Annotated in this window: 29 protein-coding genes and 2 pseudogenes; 3 read left to right on the forward strand and 28 right to left on the reverse strand. The window is 50.4% G+C overall.

Annotated elements, in window-relative coordinates; translation table 11 throughout:
• The first annotated feature begins 109 nt into the window (after positions 1–109).
• Both DWY84_RS07340 and DWY84_RS07345 read left to right on the forward strand, forming a co-directional pair.
• Positions 110–388 carry a type II toxin-antitoxin system RelB/DinJ family antitoxin gene (locus DWY84_RS07340; RefSeq protein WP_117505406.1) on the forward strand — a complete coding sequence of 93 codons (279 nt, stop codon included), beginning with the start codon at positions 110–112 and terminating at the stop codon, positions 386–388.
• A complete protein-coding gene (locus tag DWY84_RS07345) occupies positions 385–675 on the forward strand; it encodes a type II toxin-antitoxin system YafQ family toxin (protein WP_118531998.1) in 291 nt (96 codons plus the stop codon). Before DWY84_RS07340 ends, DWY84_RS07345 begins: the two co-directional genes overlap by 4 nt.
• A 107-nt stretch (positions 676–782) precedes the next feature.
• On the opposite strand, the gene mobQ (DWY84_RS07350) is transcribed toward DWY84_RS07345, so the two are convergent.
• From mobQ (DWY84_RS07350) to DWY84_RS07405, 12 genes are all read right to left on the reverse strand, one after another.
• Positions 783–2,228: a MobQ family relaxase gene (gene mobQ / locus DWY84_RS07350; protein WP_082809167.1), complete on the reverse strand. Its 1,446-nt coding sequence runs from the start codon at positions 2,226–2,228 to the stop codon at positions 783–785.
• Positions 2,229–2,414: 186 nt separating this feature from the next.
• Complete coding sequence (locus DWY84_RS07355) at positions 2,415–2,705, reverse strand: DUF3847 domain-containing protein (RefSeq protein WP_062808218.1); 291 nt, start codon at positions 2,703–2,705, stop codon at positions 2,415–2,417.
• Positions 2,706–2,733: 28 nt separating this feature from the next.
• Positions 2,734–3,195, reverse strand: coding sequence for a sigma factor-like helix-turn-helix DNA-binding protein (locus tag DWY84_RS07360; protein ID WP_118531999.1), 462 nt, complete (start codon positions 3,193–3,195; stop codon positions 2,734–2,736).
• A 10-nt stretch (positions 3,196–3,205) separates the two neighbouring features.
• The gene (locus tag DWY84_RS07365; protein ID WP_118532001.1) at positions 3,206–3,658 is read right to left on the reverse strand and encodes an RNA polymerase subunit sigma-24; all 453 of its coding nucleotides are present in this window, start codon (positions 3,656–3,658) and stop codon (positions 3,206–3,208) included.
• Between the two features lie 103 nt (positions 3,659–3,761).
• Positions 3,762–4,175, reverse strand: coding sequence for a sigma factor-like helix-turn-helix DNA-binding protein (locus tag DWY84_RS07370; RefSeq protein ID WP_007860240.1), 414 nt, complete (start codon positions 4,173–4,175; stop codon positions 3,762–3,764).
• Between the two features lie 452 nt (positions 4,176–4,627).
• The gene (locus tag DWY84_RS07375; RefSeq protein ID WP_038259777.1) at positions 4,628–5,089 is read right to left on the reverse strand and encodes a hypothetical protein; all 462 of its coding nucleotides are present in this window, start codon (positions 5,087–5,089) and stop codon (positions 4,628–4,630) included.
• A gap of 5 nt (positions 5,090–5,094) precedes the next feature.
• On the reverse strand, positions 5,095–5,910 hold the full coding sequence (locus DWY84_RS07380) for an ABC transporter permease (protein ID WP_002596321.1): 816 nt from the start codon (positions 5,908–5,910) through the stop codon (positions 5,095–5,097).
• A gap of 12 nt (positions 5,911–5,922) precedes the next feature.
• Complete coding sequence (locus tag DWY84_RS07385; RefSeq protein WP_062808221.1) at positions 5,923–6,717, reverse strand: ABC transporter permease; 795 nt, start codon at positions 6,715–6,717, stop codon at positions 5,923–5,925.
• Positions 6,710–7,636 carry an ABC transporter ATP-binding protein gene (locus DWY84_RS07390; protein WP_062808222.1) on the reverse strand — a complete coding sequence of 309 codons (927 nt, stop codon included), beginning with the start codon at positions 7,634–7,636 and terminating at the stop codon, positions 6,710–6,712. The genes DWY84_RS07385 and DWY84_RS07390 overlap by 8 nt, the downstream gene beginning before the upstream one ends.
• Positions 7,637–7,771: 135 nt before the next feature.
• A complete protein-coding gene (locus DWY84_RS07395; protein WP_062808223.1) occupies positions 7,772–8,689 on the reverse strand; it encodes a HAMP domain-containing sensor histidine kinase in 918 nt (305 codons plus the stop codon).
• A 5-nt stretch (positions 8,690–8,694) separates the two neighbouring features.
• Positions 8,695–9,387, reverse strand: coding sequence for a response regulator transcription factor (locus tag DWY84_RS07400; protein WP_008705950.1), 693 nt, complete (start codon positions 9,385–9,387; stop codon positions 8,695–8,697).
• Entirely contained in the window at positions 9,380–9,568 is a 189-nt protein-coding gene (locus tag DWY84_RS07405; RefSeq protein ID WP_118532002.1) for a helix-turn-helix domain-containing protein, read from the reverse strand. The genes DWY84_RS07400 and DWY84_RS07405 overlap by 8 nt, the downstream gene beginning before the upstream one ends.
• Before the next feature lie 144 nt (positions 9,569–9,712).
• Between DWY84_RS07405 and DWY84_RS07410 the strand changes: the two genes are divergently transcribed.
• Positions 9,713–10,081: a helix-turn-helix transcriptional regulator gene (locus DWY84_RS07410; protein WP_005933665.1), complete on the forward strand. Its 369-nt coding sequence runs from the start codon at positions 9,713–9,715 to the stop codon at positions 10,079–10,081.
• A gap of 27 nt (positions 10,082–10,108) precedes the next feature.
• Here DWY84_RS07410 and DWY84_RS07415 read toward each other — a convergent pair whose 3' ends face one another.
• The 16 genes and pseudogenes from DWY84_RS07415 to DWY84_RS07495 all read right to left on the reverse strand — a co-directional run bounded on the left by DWY84_RS07415 (position 10,109) and on the right by DWY84_RS07495 (position 23,670).
• Positions 10,109–10,408: a hypothetical protein gene (locus DWY84_RS07415; RefSeq protein ID WP_062808225.1), complete on the reverse strand. Its 300-nt coding sequence runs from the start codon at positions 10,406–10,408 to the stop codon at positions 10,109–10,111.
• 16 nt (positions 10,409–10,424) lie between these two features.
• On the reverse strand, positions 10,425–10,778 hold the full coding sequence (locus DWY84_RS07420; RefSeq protein WP_062808226.1) for a TnpV protein: 354 nt from the start codon (positions 10,776–10,778) through the stop codon (positions 10,425–10,427).
• 26 nt (positions 10,779–10,804) lie between these two features.
• A complete protein-coding gene (locus DWY84_RS07425) occupies positions 10,805–12,685 on the reverse strand; it encodes a recombinase family protein (RefSeq protein WP_062808227.1) in 1,881 nt (626 codons plus the stop codon).
• Between the two features lie 90 nt (positions 12,686–12,775).
• Positions 12,776–13,213, reverse strand: a pseudogene (locus DWY84_RS07430) (type IV secretory system conjugative DNA transfer family protein); the annotation flags it as partial.
• A gap of 35 nt (positions 13,214–13,248) precedes the next feature.
• Positions 13,249–13,440, reverse strand: a complete 192-nt coding sequence (locus DWY84_RS07435; protein ID WP_087286542.1) for a transposon-encoded TnpW family protein — start codon at positions 13,438–13,440, stop codon at positions 13,249–13,251.
• A gap of 107 nt (positions 13,441–13,547) precedes the next feature.
• Positions 13,548–15,440, reverse strand: coding sequence for an AAA family ATPase (locus DWY84_RS07440; RefSeq protein ID WP_242985068.1), 1,893 nt, complete (start codon positions 15,438–15,440; stop codon positions 13,548–13,550).
• Positions 15,441–15,686: 246 nt separating this feature from the next.
• Positions 15,687–17,186 carry a MobQ family relaxase gene (gene mobQ / locus DWY84_RS07450; RefSeq protein WP_306767172.1) on the reverse strand — a complete coding sequence of 500 codons (1,500 nt, stop codon included), beginning with the start codon at positions 17,184–17,186 and terminating at the stop codon, positions 15,687–15,689.
• A 240-nt stretch (positions 17,187–17,426) separates the two neighbouring features.
• On the reverse strand, positions 17,427–17,723 hold the full coding sequence (locus DWY84_RS07455) for a DUF3847 domain-containing protein (RefSeq protein ID WP_117534724.1): 297 nt from the start codon (positions 17,721–17,723) through the stop codon (positions 17,427–17,429).
• A gap of 83 nt (positions 17,724–17,806) precedes the next feature.
• Positions 17,807–18,376 (reverse strand): hypothetical protein, encoded by a 570-nt coding sequence (locus DWY84_RS07460; protein WP_117534723.1) that lies wholly within the window; start codon positions 18,374–18,376, stop codon positions 17,807–17,809.
• Positions 18,377–18,453: 77 nt separating this feature from the next.
• Positions 18,454–18,750, reverse strand: a complete 297-nt coding sequence (locus tag DWY84_RS07465) for a hypothetical protein (RefSeq protein WP_117534722.1) — start codon at positions 18,748–18,750, stop codon at positions 18,454–18,456.
• 171 nt (positions 18,751–18,921) lie between these two features.
• Complete coding sequence (locus DWY84_RS07470; RefSeq protein WP_117534721.1) at positions 18,922–19,248, reverse strand: TnpV protein; 327 nt, start codon at positions 19,246–19,248, stop codon at positions 18,922–18,924.
• On the reverse strand, positions 19,245–21,605 hold the full coding sequence (locus DWY84_RS07475; RefSeq protein ID WP_118043023.1) for a recombinase family protein: 2,361 nt from the start codon (positions 21,603–21,605) through the stop codon (positions 19,245–19,247). The genes DWY84_RS07470 and DWY84_RS07475 overlap by 4 nt, the downstream gene beginning before the upstream one ends.
• 55 nt (positions 21,606–21,660) lie before the next feature.
• A pseudogene (locus DWY84_RS07480) lies at positions 21,661–22,188 on the reverse strand (type IV secretory system conjugative DNA transfer family protein); the annotation flags it as partial.
• Positions 22,188–22,670: a PcfB family protein gene (locus tag DWY84_RS07485; protein ID WP_002304320.1), complete on the reverse strand. Its 483-nt coding sequence runs from the start codon at positions 22,668–22,670 to the stop codon at positions 22,188–22,190. The pseudogene DWY84_RS07480 and the gene DWY84_RS07485, both read right to left, overlap by 1 nt.
• Positions 22,671–22,706: 36 nt before the next feature.
• Entirely contained in the window at positions 22,707–23,018 is a 312-nt protein-coding gene (locus tag DWY84_RS07490) for a DUF5720 family protein (protein ID WP_002304317.1), read from the reverse strand.
• A 10-nt stretch (positions 23,019–23,028) separates the two neighbouring features.
• Positions 23,029–23,670 carry a DUF3846 domain-containing protein gene (locus tag DWY84_RS07495; protein WP_002588969.1) on the reverse strand — a complete coding sequence of 214 codons (642 nt, stop codon included), beginning with the start codon at positions 23,668–23,670 and terminating at the stop codon, positions 23,029–23,031.
• Positions 23,671–23,705: the final 35 nt, after the last annotated feature.

Raw genomic sequence — 23,705 nt, forward strand, 5'->3', positions numbered from 1 at the left:
AAGCCAGTAACCTCCTTGAATGAATTTATTGTTAAATATTCGTGCAAAGTATTGTTTTCTTCGTGCAAATGGCATATACTATAATTGCCAGCAGAAAGGGGTTGATCGTATGGCTGGAAATACCACAAACATCAGTATCCGCATGGACGCAGATTTGAAAGCGCAAGCGGACGCACTGTTTACTGAACTTGGCATGAACCTGACTACGGCGTTTAACATCTTTGTGCGCCAGTCGCTTCGTGAAGGCGGCATTCCCTTTGAGGTGAAGCTGGAACAGCCCAACAAGGAAACGGTTGCTGCCATGCTGGAAGCGGAAAGGATTGCAAAAGACCCGTCTGTAAAGGGATACAATGACCTTGACGAGTTGTTTGCCGACCTGAAAAAATGAGGAAAACAAAGTACACCGTCAAGTACACGACCGCTTTCAAAAAGGACTACAAGCGGGCAATCAAGCGCGGCCTGAAAATCGAATTGCTGGAACAGGTCGTGGCGCTGCTGTCGATGGGCGAACCGCTGCCGGATAAAAACCGCGATCACGATTTGTCCGGCGATTGGGTGGGCCATCGGGAATGTCACATTCTCCCGGACTGGCTGCTCATTTACCGTATCGAGGATGATGTGCTGGTGCTGACGCTTGCCCGCACCGGCACACACAGCGACTTGTTCGGCAAATAAACAGTCTGCCGCCGTATGGGGAAACCTGTACGGCGGTTTTTCTGTATGCAAAAGTATGTCGTGAAACGCGACGCACTTGACAGGGGTACGCCAAAACGCGGTAGCCTTTACCGCTCCGGCCCACGGTTGTGAGACTTGTCCCTTTCCTGTCGGGACAGCTGCTCGGCGGTTTTGCGGAGCCGTTCCACTGCTTTCAACTCCTCCCGCATGGATTTCATGGCAAGCGTGTCCGTCTGCTTTCCGGCGGCCAGCTGGTCGATTTCCCGCTGCCATGCCTTCGGGGTGATCCCCTCGCCGCTGTCTTTCAGTTCTTTCAGATACCGGGCTGCTGCATCATACAGGATCAGTTCCCGGCTGTGGCGCTGCTCAAACTGTTCCCGTTTTTCCGGTTTTACTTTGGCAAGCTGCTTGTGGATGGACTTGTACTGGTTGTACTGTTCCCACATCTCCCCGCGTTCGGTAAGAATGGCGATCCGGCGCTCAGCCTTGACGATCTTTCCCCGCAGGTCATAGTAACAGCTGTTCATATCAGCGATTTTTTCATGAAGCTGCTGCATAGACTGGATGCCGTTTACCTGCAAAAAGCTGAATAGTGCAGCGCTTTCCTGCAAAGCCCGGATTTTGCCGGTGCGGGTGCGGGGAGCGTTCAACTGCTGTTGGGCTTCCCACAAGGCGGTCAAGCTGCTTTGCTGCGTTTGTGGTTTTTCCGCTTCCGCTTTCGACCAGCGATAAAGACGGGTAATGCGAGCTTTGATTTCTTTCAGCAGCTTGTTGTCGGCGACGATCTGTCGGTTTACTTCCCCCTTGTCGGTGCGGATACCGCGCTTTTCCATTTGGCTGGCAGCTGGCCCCAGATGGACAGAGGGAATTTTATCAATGCCCTGCCGCTTGTAGCTGCGGTGGTCAATACGCTCCGGTCTACCGGCAGATTCCAGTGCCCGGTTGGTGTAGGCTGCCCACGCTGCCCGCCAAATCTCCACATTTCCTTTATCGTTCCAGTCGGTCGTATCCTCCCGATGATTTTTCCAGCCGCCTTTCCCATCCGGGATACGCTGTCCATTCTCGTCCAGATCGTATGCCTTGCGGCACTTTGCGCCCCACTGTCCATTTTCTTTCAACGGCCGGAGCGTCAGCATGATATGGACATGAGGGTTGCCGGTTCCCTTGTCATGGATAGCAAAGTCGGCGCACATTCCTTTGTCTACAAAGTTGTCCTTCACATAGGCACGCACAAGGGCAAGCTGTTGTTCGCCGGACAGTTCACGGGGTAAAGCTGCCTCAATCTCGCGGGCAAGCTGGCTGTCTCTTGCTTTCTCGATTTGCTCCACGCTGTTCCAGAGGATAGAACGGTCTGCAAATTCCGGCGGGGCGTGGGCAGGCAGCATGATCTCCGCATGGACAATGCCGCCTTTCCGGGTGTAGTCGTGGATCATTCCGTCCCATTCATTTGTCAGCTTGGTTCCACTGCGGTAAGCAGCTGCGGCAACGGCTGAACGGCCTGCGCTGCGCTTGATGATACTGACGGGGATATGACAGAAATCTATGGGGAACACCTCCTTTCAGTGAGGGGATAACAGGCTCTGTGGAGCCGGACAAACGCAAAGCGGGTGTTTGGCTGCGCAGAGCACACAAGGGGTTTGGGGAGCGTAGCTTCCCATCGCGGACGAAGTACGCAACGCCCCCGGCAGGGCGCACAGCACCGGCAACGGTGTATAAGTGCGCCCTTGTAAACAAGGGACTTATGGCGTGTCCCCGGATTTTGGCAGGTTTGCAGTCAATTCCGCAGCCCCAGGAAGATGGGACAGGGTAATCAGAAATGCTTTAACCTCTGCGCCGGAAAGGTCGGGAGCCAACGGGAAAATCCCCTCCAAAACGGCTCCACGCTCAATCAGGCGGCGGGTGCGAACCCTGCGTTCTTCGTTCCGCTGCTTGTTCTCCAAAATCTTCTTTCGGTTTTCAAGCTGCCGAATCTCCTTCAGGACTTTCTCCCGTTCTTCTTTTTGGGGGTGGGCTGTAATTTTTTCGTTCATGTCAGGCACCTCTTTTCTTTGGAAATACTCATAGATTGACCGTCCATTTCTGTCGAGCAAAGTACCGGCGCAGCCTCCGCAGTGCGGCATGGATGGATTTTCCCGCCTGTGATGGCGTGATACCCTCCATTGCGGCAATATCTTTCACTTTCATACCCAGCATATAGCGGGCGTGGACACGGCGAGCCTGCATAGGCGGCAGGGAAGAAATGGCTTCATACAATCGCCGTATCAGTTCTTCGTATTCGGCTAATTCTTCTTTTTCTATCAGGTAGTCCTCCGGCGATGGCTGCGCCCAGCCGATGGCGGCATTTTCGATTCCATCGTTACAATCAAGGGAATAAAACGCCTTATACCGGAACATCTTGCGATCTCTGGCGGCCTCGGCTCTCTTGTCCAGAAGAAACGCTTCGACGATCTCATCGGACACCTCCACACAAATGTCCTCTTTGCAAAATGGATAATATTGTTTGAGATTGATGGTCTGCATAGGCATGCCCTCACTCTGTTTGGAAAAGGCCATCATAGCAGCGGCGCATATTCCGCAGACCCCGGCGGATGGCAACGCTAACCTTGCTGCTGTGGACGCCCTCTATCCGAGAGATTTCCGGCTGTTTGATACCAACAATGTAGTAGGCGTGAACACGGCGGGCCTGTGTCGGAGTGGCATGAGCCAGAGCCGCAGGCAGAGCTGCAATCAGGCGCAGACGGGTGGTCATTTCTTCTCGTTCCACCAGAATATCCTCCGGCGATCTGCCGTGTTCCAGCGCGTAGTTCTCCGTCCAGCTATATGCGTCCAGGGAGTACCAGGCGCGGTGGTAGACCTTCCGGCGCTCATAGTTGTTCATCTCGCGCTGGGCCTGCCGCATGGCCTCCCAGACCTCGTCGCTGACCTCTACAAACTCGTCGTGCCGGTAGTGGGTATAAATCCACCGCAGATTGATTGTTTTCATAGGCTTACCTCCTGAAAATGGGAGAGGCGGACAGCTCGTCCGCTGTCCGCCCCTCGCTGAGATAAGGGAAATGATCCCTTTCACTTGGTAGCCAGAAAACAGGTCATTCGTTAAGCCTGTTCTCAAAGAAATTTATAAATTTTTTTCTGACCGCCTCCACACTTTGATACACAGCCACTTTGGAGCAGCCGCACAGCACACCGATCTCTGCAAGGCTCAGCCCGTCAAGCGCATAGAGCAGGAACCGGCGGCGCTGGGCCTCGGTACAGGTGTCCAGAACAGCCATCAGCTCATGCAGCGTTTCCATGCGGCAAAGGTATTCCTCCGGCGTTTCGCCGTAGACCCCTACACCCTCGGTGGTAATGATGTACTCGTCAAACTCCCGGCCATCCCAATGCCGCCGCTGTTCATGGAACAGGTTCTCCGTTTTATGATCGGCCCGGTCAAGAAATTCATAGACTTCCAGCGTAACCTCCACGGCCACAGCTTGTCCGTTATAATTGATGGTAACTTCCATCTGCCTTTCCTCCATTCAGATTTTTTGGGTAAATCTGAATGGGGCGGCGGAGAACGGCACCGGGGATAAAGTTCGGGCCATGCTGACCCGATGTTCCGGCTCCATAGGGACAAAAAAGCGCCCGGACGGCATAAAGCCATACGAGCGTAATAGAGTATATTTTGCTGTTTAGTTACATGGTATAGTGCATACTTCTGACCGCATTGCTCCGCTGCTGGGAACAGGCTTTTTTTAGCTGGTGCAGGTCATGGGGACTGTGAAAAAAGGCAAAAATAGACACGGCGGCAATCCTCCTATGTGCCGCCGTGGATTTACACGGTGTTGGGTCGTCGTTGGTTTTGGGAGACGAAAAGAAACGGCGGCTCTGAAAATCAAAGCCGCCGCTTCATAGGCGCGTGGAAATGTGTCTGCTGTACGACAGCTTTTTTTCTTTGCCGTCGTGCGGCAGAATGTTACTCCATATTCAATTCAATACTTCCAGTGAAATTTTCACATTCAATGCCGATATAGTTTCCACCTTCAGGGAGTGTAATTGTATCACTATATGTTCCGGTTGTTTCAAGCAAAGTGACTTCTTCATCAGCTCCAGAAATCCAAAATACTTTTGCAGTTCCATCCGTAACCTCCAGCGCGCAATCAATAGACAGATCCTTACCCGCTTCACGCTTTATGGAAGTTCCGCCGAACAAATACTCTGTATCTGAAAAATCCTCATAGTTGGCTGTATAGCTTCCTGTATAATCATCAATTCCTTTTTCTTTCGTACCTTGTAAGGATGAATTTCCGGTAAGTGCTATGGAACCAGCAGACTGAACAATATTGTTATACTGATCGAGAACTTCATCTTTTGTACAACCGGAAAGCACAGAAGCGCCCAACAGTATCAAGCATAATGATAGAACTATTTTCTTCACAGGTATCACCTTCCTTTCCTGCGTACAGCACGCTTTCCTTTTCCCTTGGAATTTGCCTGTTTACGGGATTTTATTTCTTTTTTGTTACTGGACATCAGTAACAACAGCACCGCCCAGAGAACCATGATGCCAACCCCAATGACTGCCAGCAAAGGATTCGGGGCTGTGGTTGTTCCGGCATATCCACTCATGTCAAAGCCCACTAAAATCAGCGCAGCAGAAAACGGATAGATGCTGGCAAGGATACCGCCTTTGAAGAACAGCATGCTATATCCAAGGAAAAACGCCAGAATGGAACCTCCCAGATATGCCCCTCGGATCTGCCCAAAAATCAAGATCAGCGGCATACAGACCAAATAGGTCGTCAGAGCTGCCAACACGATCTGTGTACCTCCATGAAAAAACACTTCCACTGTCAGTCCCGATAATCCAACCGTCAATCCAGTAATCAAGGTAACGCCAACGCTGTATATTCCCAGCAGGACTGCAAAAATCCCGACCCAAAAGAGCTTAGCTCCCAGCATTTTCGGCATGGAAACAGGAATTGTCATGATGTTTTTCAGCGTATCATGGGTGGATTCTCTGTCAATCAGCCAGCTGCCAATCATCACCAGTGAAATCGGAAAAAACATCTGCGTATTGCCCCAGACAACATTCTCAAACAGAGTGGAAAAATCATAGTTTGGATTTCGGTACTCCGCCTCCACAATCAGCTGGCTCCCATATTGCACCAACGGACAGAGTGCAAGCGCCACCAGCCCCACCCAAAGTATTTGGCACCGGCGTAGCTTGAGCAATTCTGCTTTTAATAAATTCCACATAATTACACCCCCTTAGATTTCCTGGCGCCGGTAAACCAACGCAATCAGCGCAAGAAATACAACGGCTTCCACAACAATCACACCGAACACCTGAACACCATTCAGAAAATACGGACTGATCCGTTCCAACAAGTCTGCCAATTCCGCACTGGTCTGGCTTTGGTCATAAAATTGGAAGGTCCAGCGGAAAGCCAGCGGTCCCGGAAACAGGGTTCCGATATTCAAACCAAAAGGCTGTGTGAGGAACGCATCGCTCATCGAAAGGATATAATTTGCAGTCGTATAGAAAAAGGTAATCACGACCGACACGATATAGTTTTTATTAAGAAGAACAACGAGCAGGATACATGGAAGTGCGCCTACCCACATAATCAGCCCTTCTTCTATCCCAACGCCAAACAAGGTCCAAAACCCAACCGGCTCCCAGCCCTGAAACAGCAAAACCGCAAGATTTACCAATCCTCCAACTGCCATAAAGCCAACGGCAAACAATAGCAAAACCAGCATCTTGGACAGCACCAACTTGGTTCTGTTTATCGGTATGGTAACAAGGTTTTTTAGTGTGTCATTGTCCAGCTCCTCAAACAGCAGATTGGAAGCCAGTATCACAAGGAGCGGCATCAAAAGCAAATAAGCACTGAGCTGGAACAGGCTGGACATCACTCCATTTACAGCATCCACATCAGTGTTTACATCTGCCAGAAAGAAAGCATAAGCCAATGGCATGAAAACAGAAAGCAGCAGAGAAATAAATACCAAGGGCTTCCGTTTTAATTTCAAAAATTCGCATTTGATTAGTTTAAGCAATTCCTTCGCCCCCTGTCACACGCTTGAAGTAATCTTCAAGACTTTCTTCACAAGTATACGCCTCTGATACCTCCAATCCGTTTTCTACAAAGGCAGTTACAATTTTCCCCACAGGCAGATCAAGGTTGTGCAGGCGCAGATTGTGGTCGTCCTGTATGGAAAAATGGTTTTCATGGAAATTGCGTTCCAAAATTCTTGCCGCCTGTGCAGTATCAGAGAGTGTAAACCGGATATGCTTACTGCTTTTTTGCTCCAGTTCAGCAAGGCTTTCTTCTTCCAGCAATGCGCCGTGGTCGATAATTCCAATATCGTCAGCCAGCAGGGAAATCTCCGAAAGAATGTGACTGGAAATCAAAATGGTTTTTCCTCTTGCGTCGCAAAGCTCCCGAATAAAGGAGCGTACTTCTGCAATACCGATAGGATCGAGACCGTTGATTGGTTCATCCAAAATCAAAAGTTCTGGATCGTGCATAACGGCAAGGGCGATGGCAAGCCGCTGCTTCATACCAAGAGAATACTGAGAAAAGAGTTTTTTATCTTTGTAGGGAAGTCCTACCAAATCCAGAGCATCTTTGATGGCATGATTGTTTGGTACACCCCGCAGGGTAGCAAAGATACGCAGGTTCTCTGTGCCGGTCAGATTGGGATAAAAGCCGGGAGACTCAATCAAGCTGCCGATACGTGGCAGCAATTTCTTTTCATTCCCCTGCAAGGGTTTTCCCCAGATTTTGACCTCTCCGGAAGTCGGCTTCGTTAAGCCCAACAGCATTTTCATGGTAGTAGTTTTTCCGGCTCCGTTTCTGCCCAGCAGACCATAAATTCTCCCACGCTTCACATGGATATTTAAGTCAGCCACACTCTTTTGTGAGCCATATTGCTTCGTCAGATTTTTTGTTTCAATGATGTAATTTGTATCCATATTCAAAACCTCCTGTTCTGTAAGGTATTCTATCACGCCAACCTTGCATTAACCTTGCCGCAACCTTGCATTAACCTTGCAATTTGAAATCCGGCAAAAATGACAAAGGTTCCCGCCATAAAGACGGGAACCCGCTTAAATCTCCAAAGGAAAAAGCAACATAAATTCCGTTCCTTCTCCCGGAAAGCTTTCAACTGTTATGCTTCCACCCATCTTTTCTACAAGCTGATGGACAATAGAAAGACCAAGTCCGCTTCCTTTTTCGGAGCGTCCTTTATCACACTTATAAAGCCGTTCAAATATGTGTTTCAAATCGTCTTTCTCAATTCCTACTCCATTATCCGCCAGCAGCAGCTCCATGTTATTTTCCTTCTTTGACAGGACAATTTTGATTTTGTCTGCATGGCTGTGAGCGATTACATTTTGAATGAGATTGTTGACGATCCTCATATAGCTGTCCATATCCAATCTTACCCGGACAGGCTGTTCGGGAATATCAATGTCATAATTAACCTGTTTATCCTCAAAAATCGGTATCCAGTCGATCAGAATATTTCTTGTCAGCTCTGCGGCCTCAACGCTCTGGATCTCCAAAGCAAACTCGTTGGAATTTAACTTGAACCAGTCAAAAAGTACATCAATGTATTCTTTCAGATCATGGGCTTTCCGACGGGCGGTTTCAATATAATCATCCCGGTCTTTTCCTGTGACCAGTCCTTTGTGTGTAGCGTCAAGATACCCAAGCAGAGTAGTAAGGGGCGTTCGCACGTCATGGGAAAGGCTCGTCATAAGTTGACGGTTGGTTTCTTCTGTCTGCCGTACAGTTGAAAGTCTGCTTTCATAGGCCACAACGATCTCATTGATTTCATAGGCAAGAGGTGCTGTCAGTTCATTTGTTGCAGATAGAATACGCCGGTTGCCATTTCCGTTTTTCACATCAACCAGCACGTCGGTCATTTCTGCTATTTGTTTTTTTACACGCCGAACGAGAACGATGGAAGTCAATACAGCCACAACAGTAATCACAATGGACAAGAATACGATAATTTCCATGCTGACTACACCTCCTTATTAAACCGGTAGCCAATCCCTTTGACCGTTTGTATATACTTTGGGCTTGAAGGATTGACTTCTAATTTTTTACGAAGCCGGCTGATAATCGCCATAATGTTACTGTCATCATAGAAATATTCTTCGCCCCATACTTCCTCATAAATCTGCTGTTTGGTCAAAATTTTCCCTTGATGTTTTGCACAGTACAGGAGCAAATCAAATTCCTTTGGGGGCAGTTCAAAAGTGCCGTTTGATGTAGTAACAGAACGATTTTCAAGGTCAATCTGCAATCCGTCAAAATTTAGCTTTTGTATGGCTCCAGCTTGCTGATTAAAGCGAGTGTAGCGGCGAATAAGAGACGCAATACGGGCAATCAGTTCGTCCATATCAAACGGTTTTGTCAGATAATCGTCTGCCCCGGCCCGTAAGCCCCGCACTTTAGAAATGCTGTCATTTTTGGATGTAAACATCAAAATCGGCAGGCTGTTCTCTTTGCGGATTTCTTCCAGCGTTTCAAAGCCATCCATACCAGGCATCATCACATCCAGCACCACAAGCTGATACTCCTGCTCTCTTAATTTTTGTAAGCCCTCTTTTCCGGTATTACAAAAATCAGCTTCTATGTTTTCTGCTTGTACGCTACGTTTAATCAAAGCGCACAGTTCTCTGTCATCATCTATAATCAGGATTTTATTCATGGTGCAACCCCTTCCCTTGTTTTGTCCTTCCGTCAATCGGATTTTCTGCGTTCTTTGGGATCAGCCAAACACCAGCCATCTTTACAGCGCCGGGGATACGCCCAGCAGCGCAATAGTAATTTACTCTACGAGGTGTCACGCCCCATTTCTCGGCAGCCTCTTTCAATGTCATATAGTCCATTTCGCACCTCCACAGGATATATTATAGTTCTCTACCTCGAATAATACAAGAAATGAAATATGAATTATAAACTTCAACTAACCTGCATATAGTAACATTCCACGGGCAAAGTATGAATTATACAATGTAACTGGGTGATATTATATGGCGAAAGTTGAAGACTGTCCCGGTTTTGAAACCTTCGGCGCAGATGTCAAAGCCGCACGAGAGGCAAAGCGTCTGGCACGAAAAACATTGGCAGAAATGGTTGGGATTGAATGGCGGTATCTTGCCAACATTGAGAATCAAGGTGCGATTCCGAGCCTGCCTGTGATGATCCAGTTGATTAAGGTCTGCGGACTTCCCGTGGAACGGTATTTTAACCCGGAGATCATGCGAGAAGAAAGCGAACAGCGGCAACGGGTTAGCCACAAGCTGAAGCTCTGTCCTGAAGAATACCTGCCGATTATCGAAGGTGCCATAGACGGGGCGCTCAAAATGGAACAGACTGCGAAGCAGAAGGAGGACGCATAATCGCGGCCTCCTTCTGGCATTTCTATATCAAGGTTCCCGGCACTTTTTCAAAAGTTCCCGACACCTCTGCTGGATTTCTCCGGTTTCTGTCACAGTCAGTTCACGCTCGTTTCCGGTAATTTTATCTTCCAGAAAGTTGGCGTATGTACCCAGCAAAGCGTTCCGTAAATCCTCTGGGGTTTTCTGTATCTCGGCGCTATACCAGTCATTCCGGTGGGGTTCCCATGCCATCAATGTATAACCGTGGCTGGTCTGAACCACCTCATACAGAGGGTCATCATCCAGATATGCCTGAAACACTTTCAAAACCTTTTCAAAGGTCAGCATTTCCCACACCTCCCATTCAGCTGCAAATCAGTTCCCTGATTAAAATTTCCTCAATCTGTGCCGTTAATGTGTTCATCAGCCCCACCCAACGCATAGGATCACAGGCTTTCAGTTCCTCAGTGACACCCGCAGCCTCCATCATGTGAGGTAACATGGTGTCCATACGCTCCTGCGCTGTCCGGTCAATCTCTAACAGGTGTGGATACAGCTCCTCGCTCATCAGCAGTTGGTTGTAGAGAATGGGACGATGTTCCTTCAGGTAGGATTTTCGCATCCTGCCGTACTTGCCGATAGAAGTTTCCGGCTGTTCAGAAAGTTTTAGGTTGGGTATATCATAATCTCCACAACGAATGTAAGTCAACTTACTCATATTCATTCTCCTTTGCTCCGTGATGATTAGACTGCTGCGCTGGCTGCTATGCTGCCTTTGCGCGGTTCTTCTTTCGGTAGCTGTCCGACAGTAGAAAAAACACCTTTTTTCATATCCTCAGCCCGGATCAGGGCTTTCTTAGCGTCCATTTCCGCTTTTTTCTTCGCCTTGATTTTGTCCTCATACCGTTTCTGTGCGCCGCTGGCTTTCCGCTTCAAATAGTTCTGATGGAGCCTGTCCTTGCGTTCTTCTTTTTTCCGCAATTCTTCCTGTTCCTCTGGAGTTAAAGGAACCGGCTGTAAGGATGGCGGGATATAGCGTCCTAAAAAATTGAAGTAAATTTCAATTTCCTGCGTGGTATCCTGACTGCCTTTTCGGGAGCGTTCATGGACAAGGATTTTCTCTACAAACTCGTTGAGCATGGTATTTGTCAGCGTGTCAAAATTCTCGTACTTATCAATCAGGGCTATAAATTTCTCCGCTGATTTCTGGCTTTGCTCGTAGCCGGTCACAGCCTTTTCCAGCTCCGCAATTTCAATCTCAAGTGCGTCCTGCTCTTTGGCATACTGTGCATCAAGCGCCCTATATCGTGCATCCGGCAGCTTGCCGAGGGCATTGTCCTCATAGATTTTGCAAATCAGTTTTTCCAGTTCTCCGGCTCTCTTTTGAGCAGCGGCCAGACGCCTGCGCTTTTTCGATATATCGGCACTCTGTTGAGCAACCTGCGTTTCCTGAACGGTGTGAATAAATTCCGTCCGGTCATTTCTGGAATATTCAGCGATAGCCCGGAGCGTGTCAGAAACCAATGTCAGAACAGCACTCTCATTGATACGGTGTTGTGTAGGGCATAGTGTCCCACACGGAACTTTGGTATAATTGGAACAGGTATATTGAGAAATCCGCCTGCCATTGTTGGTGCGGTGGACATACATCTTGCCGCCACAATCTGCACAATAGAGCAAGCCCGTGAGGGGAGCTGCTTCGCCCCAGCCGTTTGGATAACGCCGTACATTGCTGCGGATTTTCTGCACCAGATCAAAGGTCTGCTGGTCGATAATGGCTTCATGGGTATTCTCAAAGAGCGTCCACTCGTCCTCAGAAACATAGTGGCTTTTCTTGTCCTTAAAGTGCTTGCGGGTCTTGAAATTGATGGTGTGCCCCAAATACTCTCGTTTTTTCAAAATGTTCACGATGGTAGATGACCCCCATCCATAGGGGTCTTTGACCGGCTTTGAACGGTTCACACCCTCGTTGAAGCGGGCAAGGTGTACGACAGGAATTTCAATCCGGTCTGCGGATAATTTGCAGGCGATCTGATAAGGCCCATATCCCGCCAGCGTGAGGGAAAAGATACGGCGTACCACTTCGGCGGCTTCTTCATCTACCAGCCAATGCTCCCGCTTTTCGTCCCATAAGTAGCCGTAAATCACGGTGCCTGTCAGGTGCTTACCACTCATGCCTTTTGACTTAAACACAGAGCGGATTTTCCGGCTGGTATCACGGGCGTAAAATTCATTCATGATGTTGCGGAACGGGGTAAAATCGTCATCGCCTTTCAGACTATCCACACCGTCGTTGATGGCAATCAGACGAACGCCTCGCTGCCGCAAAACTTCCATAACTTGACCGACCTTTAGATAGTCGCGCCCCAACCGGCTCATGTCCTTGATGACGATCGCCTCTACACGCCCTGCCTCAACTTCCTCCATCATCGCCAAAAATCCGGGGCGGTCAAAACGGGTGCCTGAGATACCATCATCGGTAAAGTGCGTAGGGTTTGGCAGCCCATTCCGGCGGGCAAAATCCTCTAACATCTGCTTTTGGTTGGATATAGAGTTGCTCTCACCCTGTAACTCATCGTCCCGGCTCAGGCGCTCATACAGTGGGGTAATTTTTTCATTTCTCATGGCTGTACCTCCTGAAACAAAAATGCTCTAAGTGATTGCTTCACTAACCATGACACAATCATGATTAAGAAGTCACTTAGAGCATATATCACCGGCAGCCAGCTTGTATTTTTTATACTGACGGACTGCAAAGTGATTCGGCTTTTTCTTTTCCAGGGCTTCAAACATCAGATCCACCGGGTTCTGGAACTCCTCATCATCTTCCCGCACCTCCATTGCGTTCAGGAACTCAATCAGGGTGGAGAAATTCTGTTCCTCAACCGGAGCTTCATAGTGGATATATCCGATCAAGGCACAGTAGAGCAGCGTTTCCGCCTTCGTCCAGAACTCATCACCGGCTTTTCCATCACCCTTTGTGTTGGCAATCAGCGTTGTCACCAGTTTCAGAATGTCTTTTTCTGAATGGATATAGGCAAATGGGTTATAGTGCATCGACTTCTGAAAGTTGATGGTGTTGAAAATCTTGATGGTGTAGCCATGCTTCAAAAGGGCGTTGCCGCACTCAATCACGATGCTGCCTTTCGGGTTTTGTCAATAAGGAACAAGAAAATAGTATCTTGCTTTTAAGCGGTTTCATCGCCGCTGTCGTTCTGGATAAGGCGCACAACCTTGTCCGTAAAGGTTTCCCGGCTGGTTTCGCTGAAATGGATATGAATGTCAAAGGTCGTGCCGCCGATGTTCTTCACAAGGTCGGGTTTGGCGGTCAGAGGGGAAACGGCTGCGGGGGTGCTGGTCTTGCTGGTTTCATTGTTCATAGGCTCTCCTTTCAAAGATAAAGCCCCATGTGGTCGGCACATGAGGCGGTCATATCGGGTAAGGGTGCAAGGGTGCAACAATGCAAAGGTATCTACGGATTGCATTCTTACTTTGCACTCTTGGCTTCGTTCCTGCGATAGTACCATTGATTTCCCCGGCGTATGACTTCTATCCGGGTATCAAGATTGCGGCGGGCATTTTTAACCGTCCTCTCGGATATTCCAGCTTCGGCTGCGGCCTTTACAATGTCCTCGCTGGCAAGCTCTTTCCCGTCTGCGAGTAAGTCAAGTATCAGCTTCTCGGCCTGTTCGGTCTTGGTGGTGGTGTTCCCGCCCGCGCCGGATAGCAGTTCGTCGGCGGTTATGTCGTATTCGCCTATCCATGAAAAGCCTGTTTCCGGGTCAAGGCAAAAGGCAACGGGCTTGCCCTCCGGCGCAAGGGAAGATTTGTCATGGACGATAACACGCACATTCGGCTCCCGCTTCACGCGCCCGATCAGCAGGACGCTCCTTGCTGCGGCGCGGAAGTCGATAGAACCTAAGCCCCGGTATGCGCTCTGCCCTCCGGCAGCTTTGTTCAAGTGTCCGATAAGGATAACGGCGCACCCGGTACGCTCGGCAACATCGGCAAGGCGGCGGAACATGGGGCGCACTTCGTTTGCCCTGTTCATGTCGGTTTTCTCGCCCATGTACGCCTGTATGGGGTCAAGGATAATCAACCGCGCCTCGTTCTGCGTGATTGCCTTTTCTATGCGCTCGTCGGAGAGAGTAAGCTCCCGCTTGGCTTCATCAATCACAAGCACGCGGTCAAGGTCGGCTTCGGCTTCTATCAAGCGGGGCTTGACGGTATCGCCCAGCCCGTCCTCGGCGGTCTGGTAAATCACTTGGAATGGCGGCAAGGGCTTCATTCCCGGCAGCGTTCCCCCGGTGGTGCAGGCGGCGGCAAGGCGTAGGGCAAAGGTGGTCTTGCCCTCGCCGGGATTGCCTTGCACAATGGTTACTTTTCCAAACGGGATATACGGCTCCCATAGCCATTCAACGGTCTGTGTGTCAACCTCGCTCATGCGAATAATCTCGACGGTTTCTTCCTGCGGCGGCTCTTTCAAGCCGTAAACCGCTTCCCGGATATACTTCCCGTCTGTGATTTCTGCCCGGTGCTGCAATACCTCGTTCCAGTCCTTAAACAGCGGCACAAGGCGGTGGACGGTATATCCCTCCGGCACAAGCTCCGCAAGGCGGCTGCAAGCGTCGTTTCCCGCTTGGTCGCTGTCAAGGCAGAGGTAAACGGTCTTGATGTTTGGGCGGTCAGAGAGGAAACGCAACAGGGCTTTTTCTCCCACGCCGCCCAATGACAAATAGCTCTGTTTCTGCCATGCCTTTTTGAACAGGCAGAGGAAAGAGAGCAGGTCAACGGGGGCTTCAAAGACAAAAAGCCTGTCGCTCTCGCCCCGGTAGCAGAAATTAAAGGCTTTGTCGCTGCCTTTCACATCAAGCCGGAAGTTTCCCGCCGTCCCCTTGCTGTGGGCGTAACGCGGTATTCCGTCCTCGTCCCGCCCCACAAATACGGCGTTGTGGTGGGCTGCGTCCTCGTAAATATCGCCGCGGGCAAAGAAAAAGCCCGTCACATCTTCATCAATGCGGCGGGCTGCTGTGAGGTAGTTCCTCGCTGTTCGATTGTCGCTGTTTGGGGGCGGTAGCCGGAAGTCGGATAGGGACGCGGGGCAAGGTCTGTCCGGCGGCGGTACGGCTCCCTTTTCTCCTGTGAGAAGTTCCACGGCTTCGGTGAAGCTCTTGCCGAAAAACTCCATGACAAAATCGACGGGGCCGCCGCCCTTGCTCTGGCTGTGCCTGTACCATTTGTTTCCCCGGACGGTCAAGCTGTCGTGCCGTTTCCAGCGGTATTCATTTCCGGCGCGGGTAAGCTGCTCGCCCTGTGATTGTAGGAAAGAAACAAGGTCGGCTTGGTTCGCCCGGTCTATCTGTTCTTGGGTGTAATACATGGTTGATACCTCTCTTTCTGTGGTTGAATTGTTCACAGATTTCAAATATAATGGGGTTAGCAAGTTGGATTTAAGAGGTGATCTTATGATTGATTTAATAGTTGATTTCCTTGCAACCATAGGTGATATAATTGTAGATATATGGGTAAATAAGATTGTAACAAAATTCAAAAAGAAATGAGTCGCCTTTTATCCATCCAATAGTACAGAGGGCGGACAAGCCGAACAGCTTGCCCGTCCTTTCCTTTATCGCTCCTGTTCCTGCCGCTTGGTGCGGCTCTGCGTCTGTGCCGGTTGGTCGGCGCGGAGTGCAATATCCACGCATTTGCGGATTTTTTGAAGCTCGGCAACTTCGGCGCGGGTATCTTTCAGCGTTTCATATTCCGCTTCCCGCTGTGCTTTGAGGGCGGTATATTCTTTCTCCCACGCGGAGATCGGCAGGGTTTTCACGCCCTCCGGCAAATGGGCATGGAGATAGCGGTTTGCCGCGTCCCATAGGGTAAGCTCGGCGCGGCGGGCTTCCGCAAACTTCTCCTGTTTTCCTTTCCAGCGGATTTGCCGATACTCGTCCTGTATGGGCTTGTAGGTTTGATAATTTCTGCCGTACTCCATGAGTTTTTGCAGCTCTTTCATGCGCTGCTCGGCGGTTTTCATTCCCTCCCGGATTGAATAGGCTTTATCGCTGACAGAGGAAAGAGCAGCGTCCAGCTCGTCAAGGGTGGAAATGCCATGCTCGGAAAGATAGTTGACCGCCTTTGCAACGGTTTTCAGTTCATCGGCGGCGTGCTGCCTTTGCCAACTCTGCGAATACTTCCGGCTCTTTTCTCTCTGAACGCTTAAATATTTCATCAGCAGATTTGCAAGGCCGGGGGATTGCGGGGGCTGCTCCGGGGCAGTTTCCCGCGCCTTGAACAGTTCGCCAATCCATTCTTTGAGCTTTCCAATCTGCGCCCGGATTTCCCGGATAAGGCGGTTTGCCTTTTGGATATTCCGGTTCAGCTCGCCTTTCTCGGTGGCTATGCCTTTCTTCTCCATTTGACAAGCCGCTACGCCCATGTGGACGGTAGGCAGCTCGTCAATGCCGCGCTCGGCGTTGCTGCGGTGGTCGATACGCTCCGGGTGTCCGGCGCGTTCAAGGTAGGCGTTTGAAATATCCGCCCATGCCTTGCGCCACAAAAGCGCGTTGCCCTTGTCGTTCCAGCCTGTGAGGTCAACTTTGTGTGTCTTATATCTGCCGCTTGGCAAGCGTATGCGCTCGCCGTTTTCGTCAAGGTCATATTCCTTTTTGGACTTCGCCGCCCATGCGCCGCGCTCGTCAAGGGGGCGCATGGTAAGCATGATATGACAATGGGGGTTGCCGCTGTCAGTGTCGTGAATGGCAAAGTCAACGCACATTCCTCTGGAAACAAATTGAGAGGAACAGTATTCCCGGACAAGCCGGATCTGTTCCTCTCTGGATAATTCTATGGGGAGTGCTGCGTCAATCTCTCTGGCAAGCTGGGCGTTCCCGGCTTTCTCGTAAAGCTCCACACTGTTCCATAGGGTAGCGCGGTCAGAGAAAGAGGGCGGGGCATGGGGCGGCAATAGGATTTCCGTATGGACAACGCCGCGCTTGCGGGTGTAGTCATGGGTCATTCCGTCCCACTCGTTTGTGATTTTCTCGCCGCTTCGGTAGGCGGCTGCGGCAACGGCTGATTTGCCCTTGCCCCGGCTGACAATGCTGATATTACAATGATAGATGGCTATGGGTATCACCTCCCGGATAGGATAACAAGACCCGCAAAAATGGTACAGACACCAACGGCGGGTGTACTGTTTTTGTGGGTGTGCAGGGATAGCCGCGTAAGCGGCGCAAGGGGTGCAGCCCCTTGTTGCGGCAAAGTCGCCATATCGGAGCGCGGGGAAAGTTCCCTGTGCGGAGATGAGCCCTCGGCAGAGCGCACACGCCCGCAAGGGTGTATAAGTGCGCCCTTTGTTCCAAAGGGATTACTCCGCATTCCCGTCCCCGGCTCGTTTTTTCAAAAACTCCTGTGCTGGCTCGCTCATCAAGGCAAGCCGTAAAAAGGCTTTCGCGTCCTCGTCCGGCATGGCAATCAGCTCCGGCACAAGGCTCTCCATGAAGCCGCCGCGCTTACAAAGCCTGTGGTTTCTCGCCTTGCGTTCCTCGACGGATAGCTTCTGCTTGATGATTTTCTCCCGGTTTTCAAACTGCCGGATTTTCTTCTTGCCTTCCTCAATCTCGGCGGTCAATTCCTCACGGGTTTTCTCCCTCGGTTTCGTCATAGCTGGTCGCTCCTTTCTGCCCGTAGGCATGGAAAAAGGGCAGTCGATTTTCTCGGCTGCCCTTGTGGATAATATATTTAGTTTTAATAAGCAGAACTTATAATTTCAAAGCTTAAATTCATATCAGCATTTGCGGCTTTTTCTTCATTTTCTATTGGTTGTATCACAAATTCAAATGTAGGCTCATAGTCCCCGTCCTGCAAGGTTTCTCCACCCAAAATCTCGATATGATACCAGCCATTTGCAAGTTCGACAATTGGCTTTTTATTCTGTCTGTAATAAGAAATTAGAGTTTTCACTTTTTCGGGAGTAAACTGTTTTAATATGTGCCATGTAAAAAGCATAAGCATATTATTATCCACTTTGAGGGAATAACCACTCCTTCTAAACTGCAATCGGCTTTCCCCTTTGCACAACTCCGGTTTATCACCAGAGAGATTAAACAATACGGTATAAGGATAGTTTTCAATGCCACTCATGGGGATAACAATACCTTCACTAAAAGCCCTATCCCCACTTTCATTTGTGGTAAATTCCGTTGCCAAATCGTCTGAAAGATTATTGGCTCTTTTCCAACTTTCCAGTAGTAAAATGTCACCAAGAATAAAATAATTAACAAGATCGTTTAATACTTCCGTAAACTTATATATCATAGTAAACCTCCTCAAAATTTCGATTTGTTGTTCTTTTTTCAAGAGAAGTATAGCACAGGATTATGAACAAATCCACCTCATTTCAGTCTGCTGGCGGCATTGTTTTCCTTGGCAAACTGCCGCGCTGCTTCCCGCCGTTCCTCACTGTATGGGGCGGTCAGACGGAAAGAGAAGCGGCCTTTCTCAATATCAAACTCCATGCAGCCCGTTTCCGGGTCTGCGTCGGTCTGCTGGCAGATCGCCGGATAACGGCGGCTGTATGCAAGCAGACGCTTCTTCAAGGCGGTGTTGTGGGTGCGGATATGGATAAGGGGGTCTTTCTCGTCAAACCAAATGTCGGTGGTCTTTTCCCGCTTGGTAAGCCCTGTTCTCATAAGCTCTCCTTTCTGCGCCCCTGTTATGCAATAGGGGCATTTTTCGGGTGTTTTCTCCGGCTCTTGACTTGGAGAAAACGGCGTTTTTGACGATAAAAACCGCCCGGACGGGGAATGGTTCGTCAGGGCGGCTGTTATCGCAAGATTTCCGATTTTTCCGGCTCTTGACCGTTAAACATAGATTAACTCATGCATTACGATTTCCTCGGCTATCGCCTTGCAGTTGTTCATCAAACCTACCCATTTCATCGGGTCGGCGGCTTTGAGGGCTTCGGTGGCTCCCGCTTCTCTGGCAAGGCGGGGCATGAGGTAGTCCAGCATATCCCGCGCCGCCCGGTCTGTTTCCGCAAGGTGGGGGTATAGCTTCTCGCTGGCTACAAGGGCGGTATAAAGGCGGTGGCGGTATTGTTCCAGATAGGCTTTCCGCAGCCGCCCGTAGTGGCCGATATGGGGCTTTGGGGTAATGGGGCGGTTCCCGTTATCAATCAATCTTCTCATGCGATTTGTTCTCCTTTCTCGTCGTGCTTCTTCCTGTGGTAGTTCTCCCGCCTTGCAGCAAGGAAGTTCTCATACCGGGCTTGGGCTGCGGGGTTTCCGGCTGCGGCTTCCTCGTACATCTTCTGGCGGGATTTCTTGGTGGCTTCCGAGTGGTAAGCCCGCCGCCTTGCAAGCTCGGCGGCTGCGGCGGGGTCGGTTTCCGCTTGGGCTTTCAGTTCTTGGTAGGCGTTCTTCTTCCGGCTCCGGCTGGCTTCAAGGCGTTCTGTTTCCTCTGGCGTGAGGGGCTGTCCCGCGACTTGCGCGGCGGCAAGCTCTTTGAGCGTCCGGGGCTTGGGCGGCTGCGCTGCTTTCTGCCGTTCATACCATGCCTTGTGCTGGCGGTTTTTCCTCTCGCGGTAAGCGGCAAGGCGTTCTGCTTCCTCCGGCGTGAGGTCGGCTCCGGCCTTTTGCAGCGCGGCAAGCTCCTTTAAGGATTTCGGCTTCGGGGGCTTGGGCGGCTCGGCGGCTTTCCGTTTCTTCCGCCATTCCTTTTGCCATGCCCGGTTATGGGCTAACCGCGCTTCGTCTGCCGCCTGTTCCTCCGGGGTCAGCAAGCCCGCTTTCTTCCTCGCGGTAAACTCCCGCTTCTCTGCCTTGCGCTTTTCCTCCCGCGCTTTGGCAAGCTCCTGTGAACGGGCTTCCTTTGCCGCCTGTTCCTCCTGCTGGCGGCGTTGTTCCTCGGCTTCCATTGGGGTAACGATATGGGCGGGGACTTCAAACGCGCCGATGAAGTTGAGGTAAATATCTATCCGCTGGCGGCGGCTGTTCCCGCGCCCCTCGCCCTCATGGACAACCACTTTCTCGATAAACTCGTTGAGCATGGGCGTTGTCAATTCGGAAAAGTCGGTGTAGCGGCTCACAAGCTCGATAAACTTATCTGTTTTCAGCCTGTCGGCGTTCCAGCTCTCGATTGCTTCCTGCCATTGTGCGATAGCGGCTTCCAGCCCGGTCTGTTCCTCGTCATATTCGGCAAGCAGACGGGTAAAGTGCTTATCGGGTATCTTGCCTGTGGCGTTTCCCTCGTACAGCTTTTTTACAAGCCCGTCCAGCTCCTTATACCGCCGCTGCGCCTTGCTCACTTTCTGCCGGTACTCCTTGACGGCATTTTCTTGGTGCTGGTCGGTGGCTTTCCGCACACGCTCGATAAACTCCGCTTCATTGTGCCGTACATACCAGCTCACGCGCTGGATTGCGGCAAGAATGGCGGCTTCCATTTTCGCGGTGGGGATATAGTGCATGGTGCAGTCGCGGGTAAGCTGGCGGTAGCTGGAACACACAAAAGCGTCGTCCAGATACTTGCCTTGCACAAGGCTGCTGCGGTGGGTCAGCTTCGCGCCGCAGTCGGCGCAGTAGAGAAGCCCGGTCAAGCGGTTTGGGGTGTTCTGCCGCTTGGGGGCGCGGCGTTTTGTTCCCATAAGCCGCTGGACGGTGTTCCATGTTTCCTCGTCCACAATGGCGGGGATTTCCCCGTCAAAAATATACTGTTCCTCCGGCGCGGTCTTGCGGGTGCTTTTGGTCTTGTAGTTCTCGCAGACGGTTTTCCCTAAAACCTTGCGCCCTGTGTACTCCGGGCGTTTGAGGATATAGCTGATAGTTGTTGTTGACCATGCGTAGGGGTCTGTGTACTTCGCCGACCGGACGGGTGCGCCTATCCGCTTCCAATGCTCGGACGGGATAGGGATTTTCTCGGCGCGGAGTGCCCTTGCTATGCTGGCGATACTCTCCCCGGCAACAACGCTGTGGAAGATACGGCGCACAACGGCGGCGGCTTCCTCGTCGATTACCCATTCGCCCTTGTTCTCCTTGGACGCAAGGTAGCCATAGCTGACGCTGCCGGAGCAGCGCAAGCCCTTTTCCATTCTCGACTTGAAAACGGTCTTGATTTTCCGGCTGGTGTCGGCAACATACCACTCGTTTATCACATCTCGGAAAATGGACATTATATCAAAGCCGTTGGCGGTATCAAGGTTGTCATTTGCCGCAATAAAGCGTACATGGTACTCGTCAAAGGTGCGCTTCAAAAGCCCCACTTCGACAACATCACGGCCAATCCTGCTTTGGTCTTTGATAATGACCGTAGCCACATTTCCCGCCCGGATTTCTTCCAGCATAGCGTCCAGCCCCGGACGCTTGAAAGTCGTTCCCCGCACTCCGTCATCGGTGAAGTGCCGGATATTCGTAAAGCCGTTCTTTTGGGCGTAGTCCTCCAAAATGCGCTTTTGGTTTTCTATCGACACGCTTTCCCCGGCTCGCTCATCGTCATGGGAAAGACGCTCGTACAGGGCTGTGATTTTTCCCTTGTCCGGCTGTTTCTTCATGGGGTGTAACCTCCTTTCTTGAGGGTGCGCGCTCCCTTTATCCTTATTGTAAATTACCATTCGGGTCAGTGACCACATAGGAACTGTGCATCTGGAGAAGGTTTGGCTTCAACCAAAAGCGAGTTTTACCGGAACCCGAACCGCCGATAATCAGAACATTCTTATTTCGGGCATTGGCAGGATTCTTCGGGCGATTGCTCATCATCAGCCGCTCCGTTTTCGTCAGGATCACATTGTCCTCGAACTTTGGTGCAATAAACGGCTCAATATCTTTTGCCGTTCCCCAACGAGCAGAACCGTACTCAACATTGTGTCGGTACTTCTTTGCGTTTTTGCCTTTTAGATAGACAGCCAGCCGAAGTCCTGCGCCGCAGAGAATACCAATCAGCAAATCCAACGGGTGAAAGCTGGGAAACGGATTGTTCAGGGCTATCGGAAGGGCATGAAAAAAGCTGAGGATTTTCGCAGATGAATCTGCCCCCTCAGCCAATCTCCATGCTTCTCCTAAATTCGTAGCGAACAACCCTACCAGAAAATACGGTAAATTCAGAATCAGGAGCTTTTTCATTTTTCTCTTATCCATCACAGATCACGCTCCTGTTTCTTCTCTCGAACCTTCTTCGGAATCGCTGCGACAATTTCCTTGAACTTCTTCAGCTGCGCCAGAACGCTCGGCTTTTCATTCTTGGTTAATGCCCTTGCCTGATGTTCCTTGCAGATTGCATCCAAAGCATCTGCATCTTTAGAACGGACAAAAACAAGAAACCGGGGAGGATCAACGGACTTATCTTTTCTTACGGCAAAGTCCACGCCATACTTCTTGGCGAGCTTTTCAAAATCACGGATACTCTCTTTGTCGATCTCAACATTCGTAGCACCCTGATTCTGTCCCAAAAGCTGTTTCACGGATTGCTTTCCATGAACGGCAGGGTCTCGTGCCTTTTTCATCTTCACTTTTTCCCGGTGCTGCAAATACTTGCGGATACCGGCAATGATAGTGCGCCCCGTCAGCTTGGTTGTGCTGATCGCCAGGTTTACTGTTCTGTTTTCAACTTCTTCCTGCATGATTCATCACCTCCTGCAAGCAGTAGAGTGAACAGATTATCGTGCCATATCTCTGTGGTCGTAATACAGATTGCCCTTGGCAACTGCGGCATGGCTGATAATCTTGATATTGCCAGCTTTCTGGTTATCCAGAGCCTTCTGATAACCCACATCGCTCAAATACAGGCGATTTCTTTCGCCTTTCCAACCGACAGGCGATTCATCGGTCAGCACATCGAAAATAATCATGTGCTTGGTGGCGTCATCAAATCGTGCCAAGTCCATATAGGTATGTCCCTGGTACTCCTTGGCACCATCCTGAATCCGCTTTCGCTCCATCAGCTCTCCAATCGTCGAATTTCTTTGCATAAGAACCTCCTTACAGAACATCTCGGTCAGGGTTACTTTTGTGGGGAACCGAATCAGCTTTGACAGGTGCATCTTCTTTCTTCACCATGTCATCCGGCAGGGGAAGCGCCATAATGCTGCGCCCCATGCGTACAAAAGTCTCAGGCTGATGAAAGTGTTCCTCAAACTGCTTCATCAGTTCCGGGGACAGAGAACAAAAATCATCCTCGCCCAATCCCACAACCAGAAAATCACCGGCGATAATGTCATAAATATCGCCGTCATCATCACGCAGCGCACGGTTCAGTTCTTTGCCTACGAGTTTACCTTCGTCGTGCATCACCAGTGCAACCGGCTCATTGAACGGATAAGTTGCCTCAATATCGCCACCTACGGCTTTCTGCAAATCCTCCAGCTCACAGCCGATCTGCACAGCCTGCGGATACATGAACGGCTTTACCAGCAACACATTCATGGTATCTGCCTGTTCTTTCTGAACCTCCCGTTCCTCGGTCGTGCCGAACGCAACACCGGTAAAGTTTTCGGAGTCCAGAATGTACTCCGAATTGTAATAAGCGGCTCTAACCTGTTCCTCTGCCGCATCGTGAGATTCTGCTTGCACCGTAACCGTTTTCTCCAAGGTTTCGGTGATCTTCACATCGTATTCTTTCAAGTTTCGATACCTCCGTTTCTTTGGAAATAAGAAAA

This window comes from Clostridium sp. AF27-2AA, assembly GCF_003478505.1.
Lineage (GTDB): Bacteria > Bacillota > Clostridia > Lachnospirales > Lachnospiraceae > Brotaphodocola.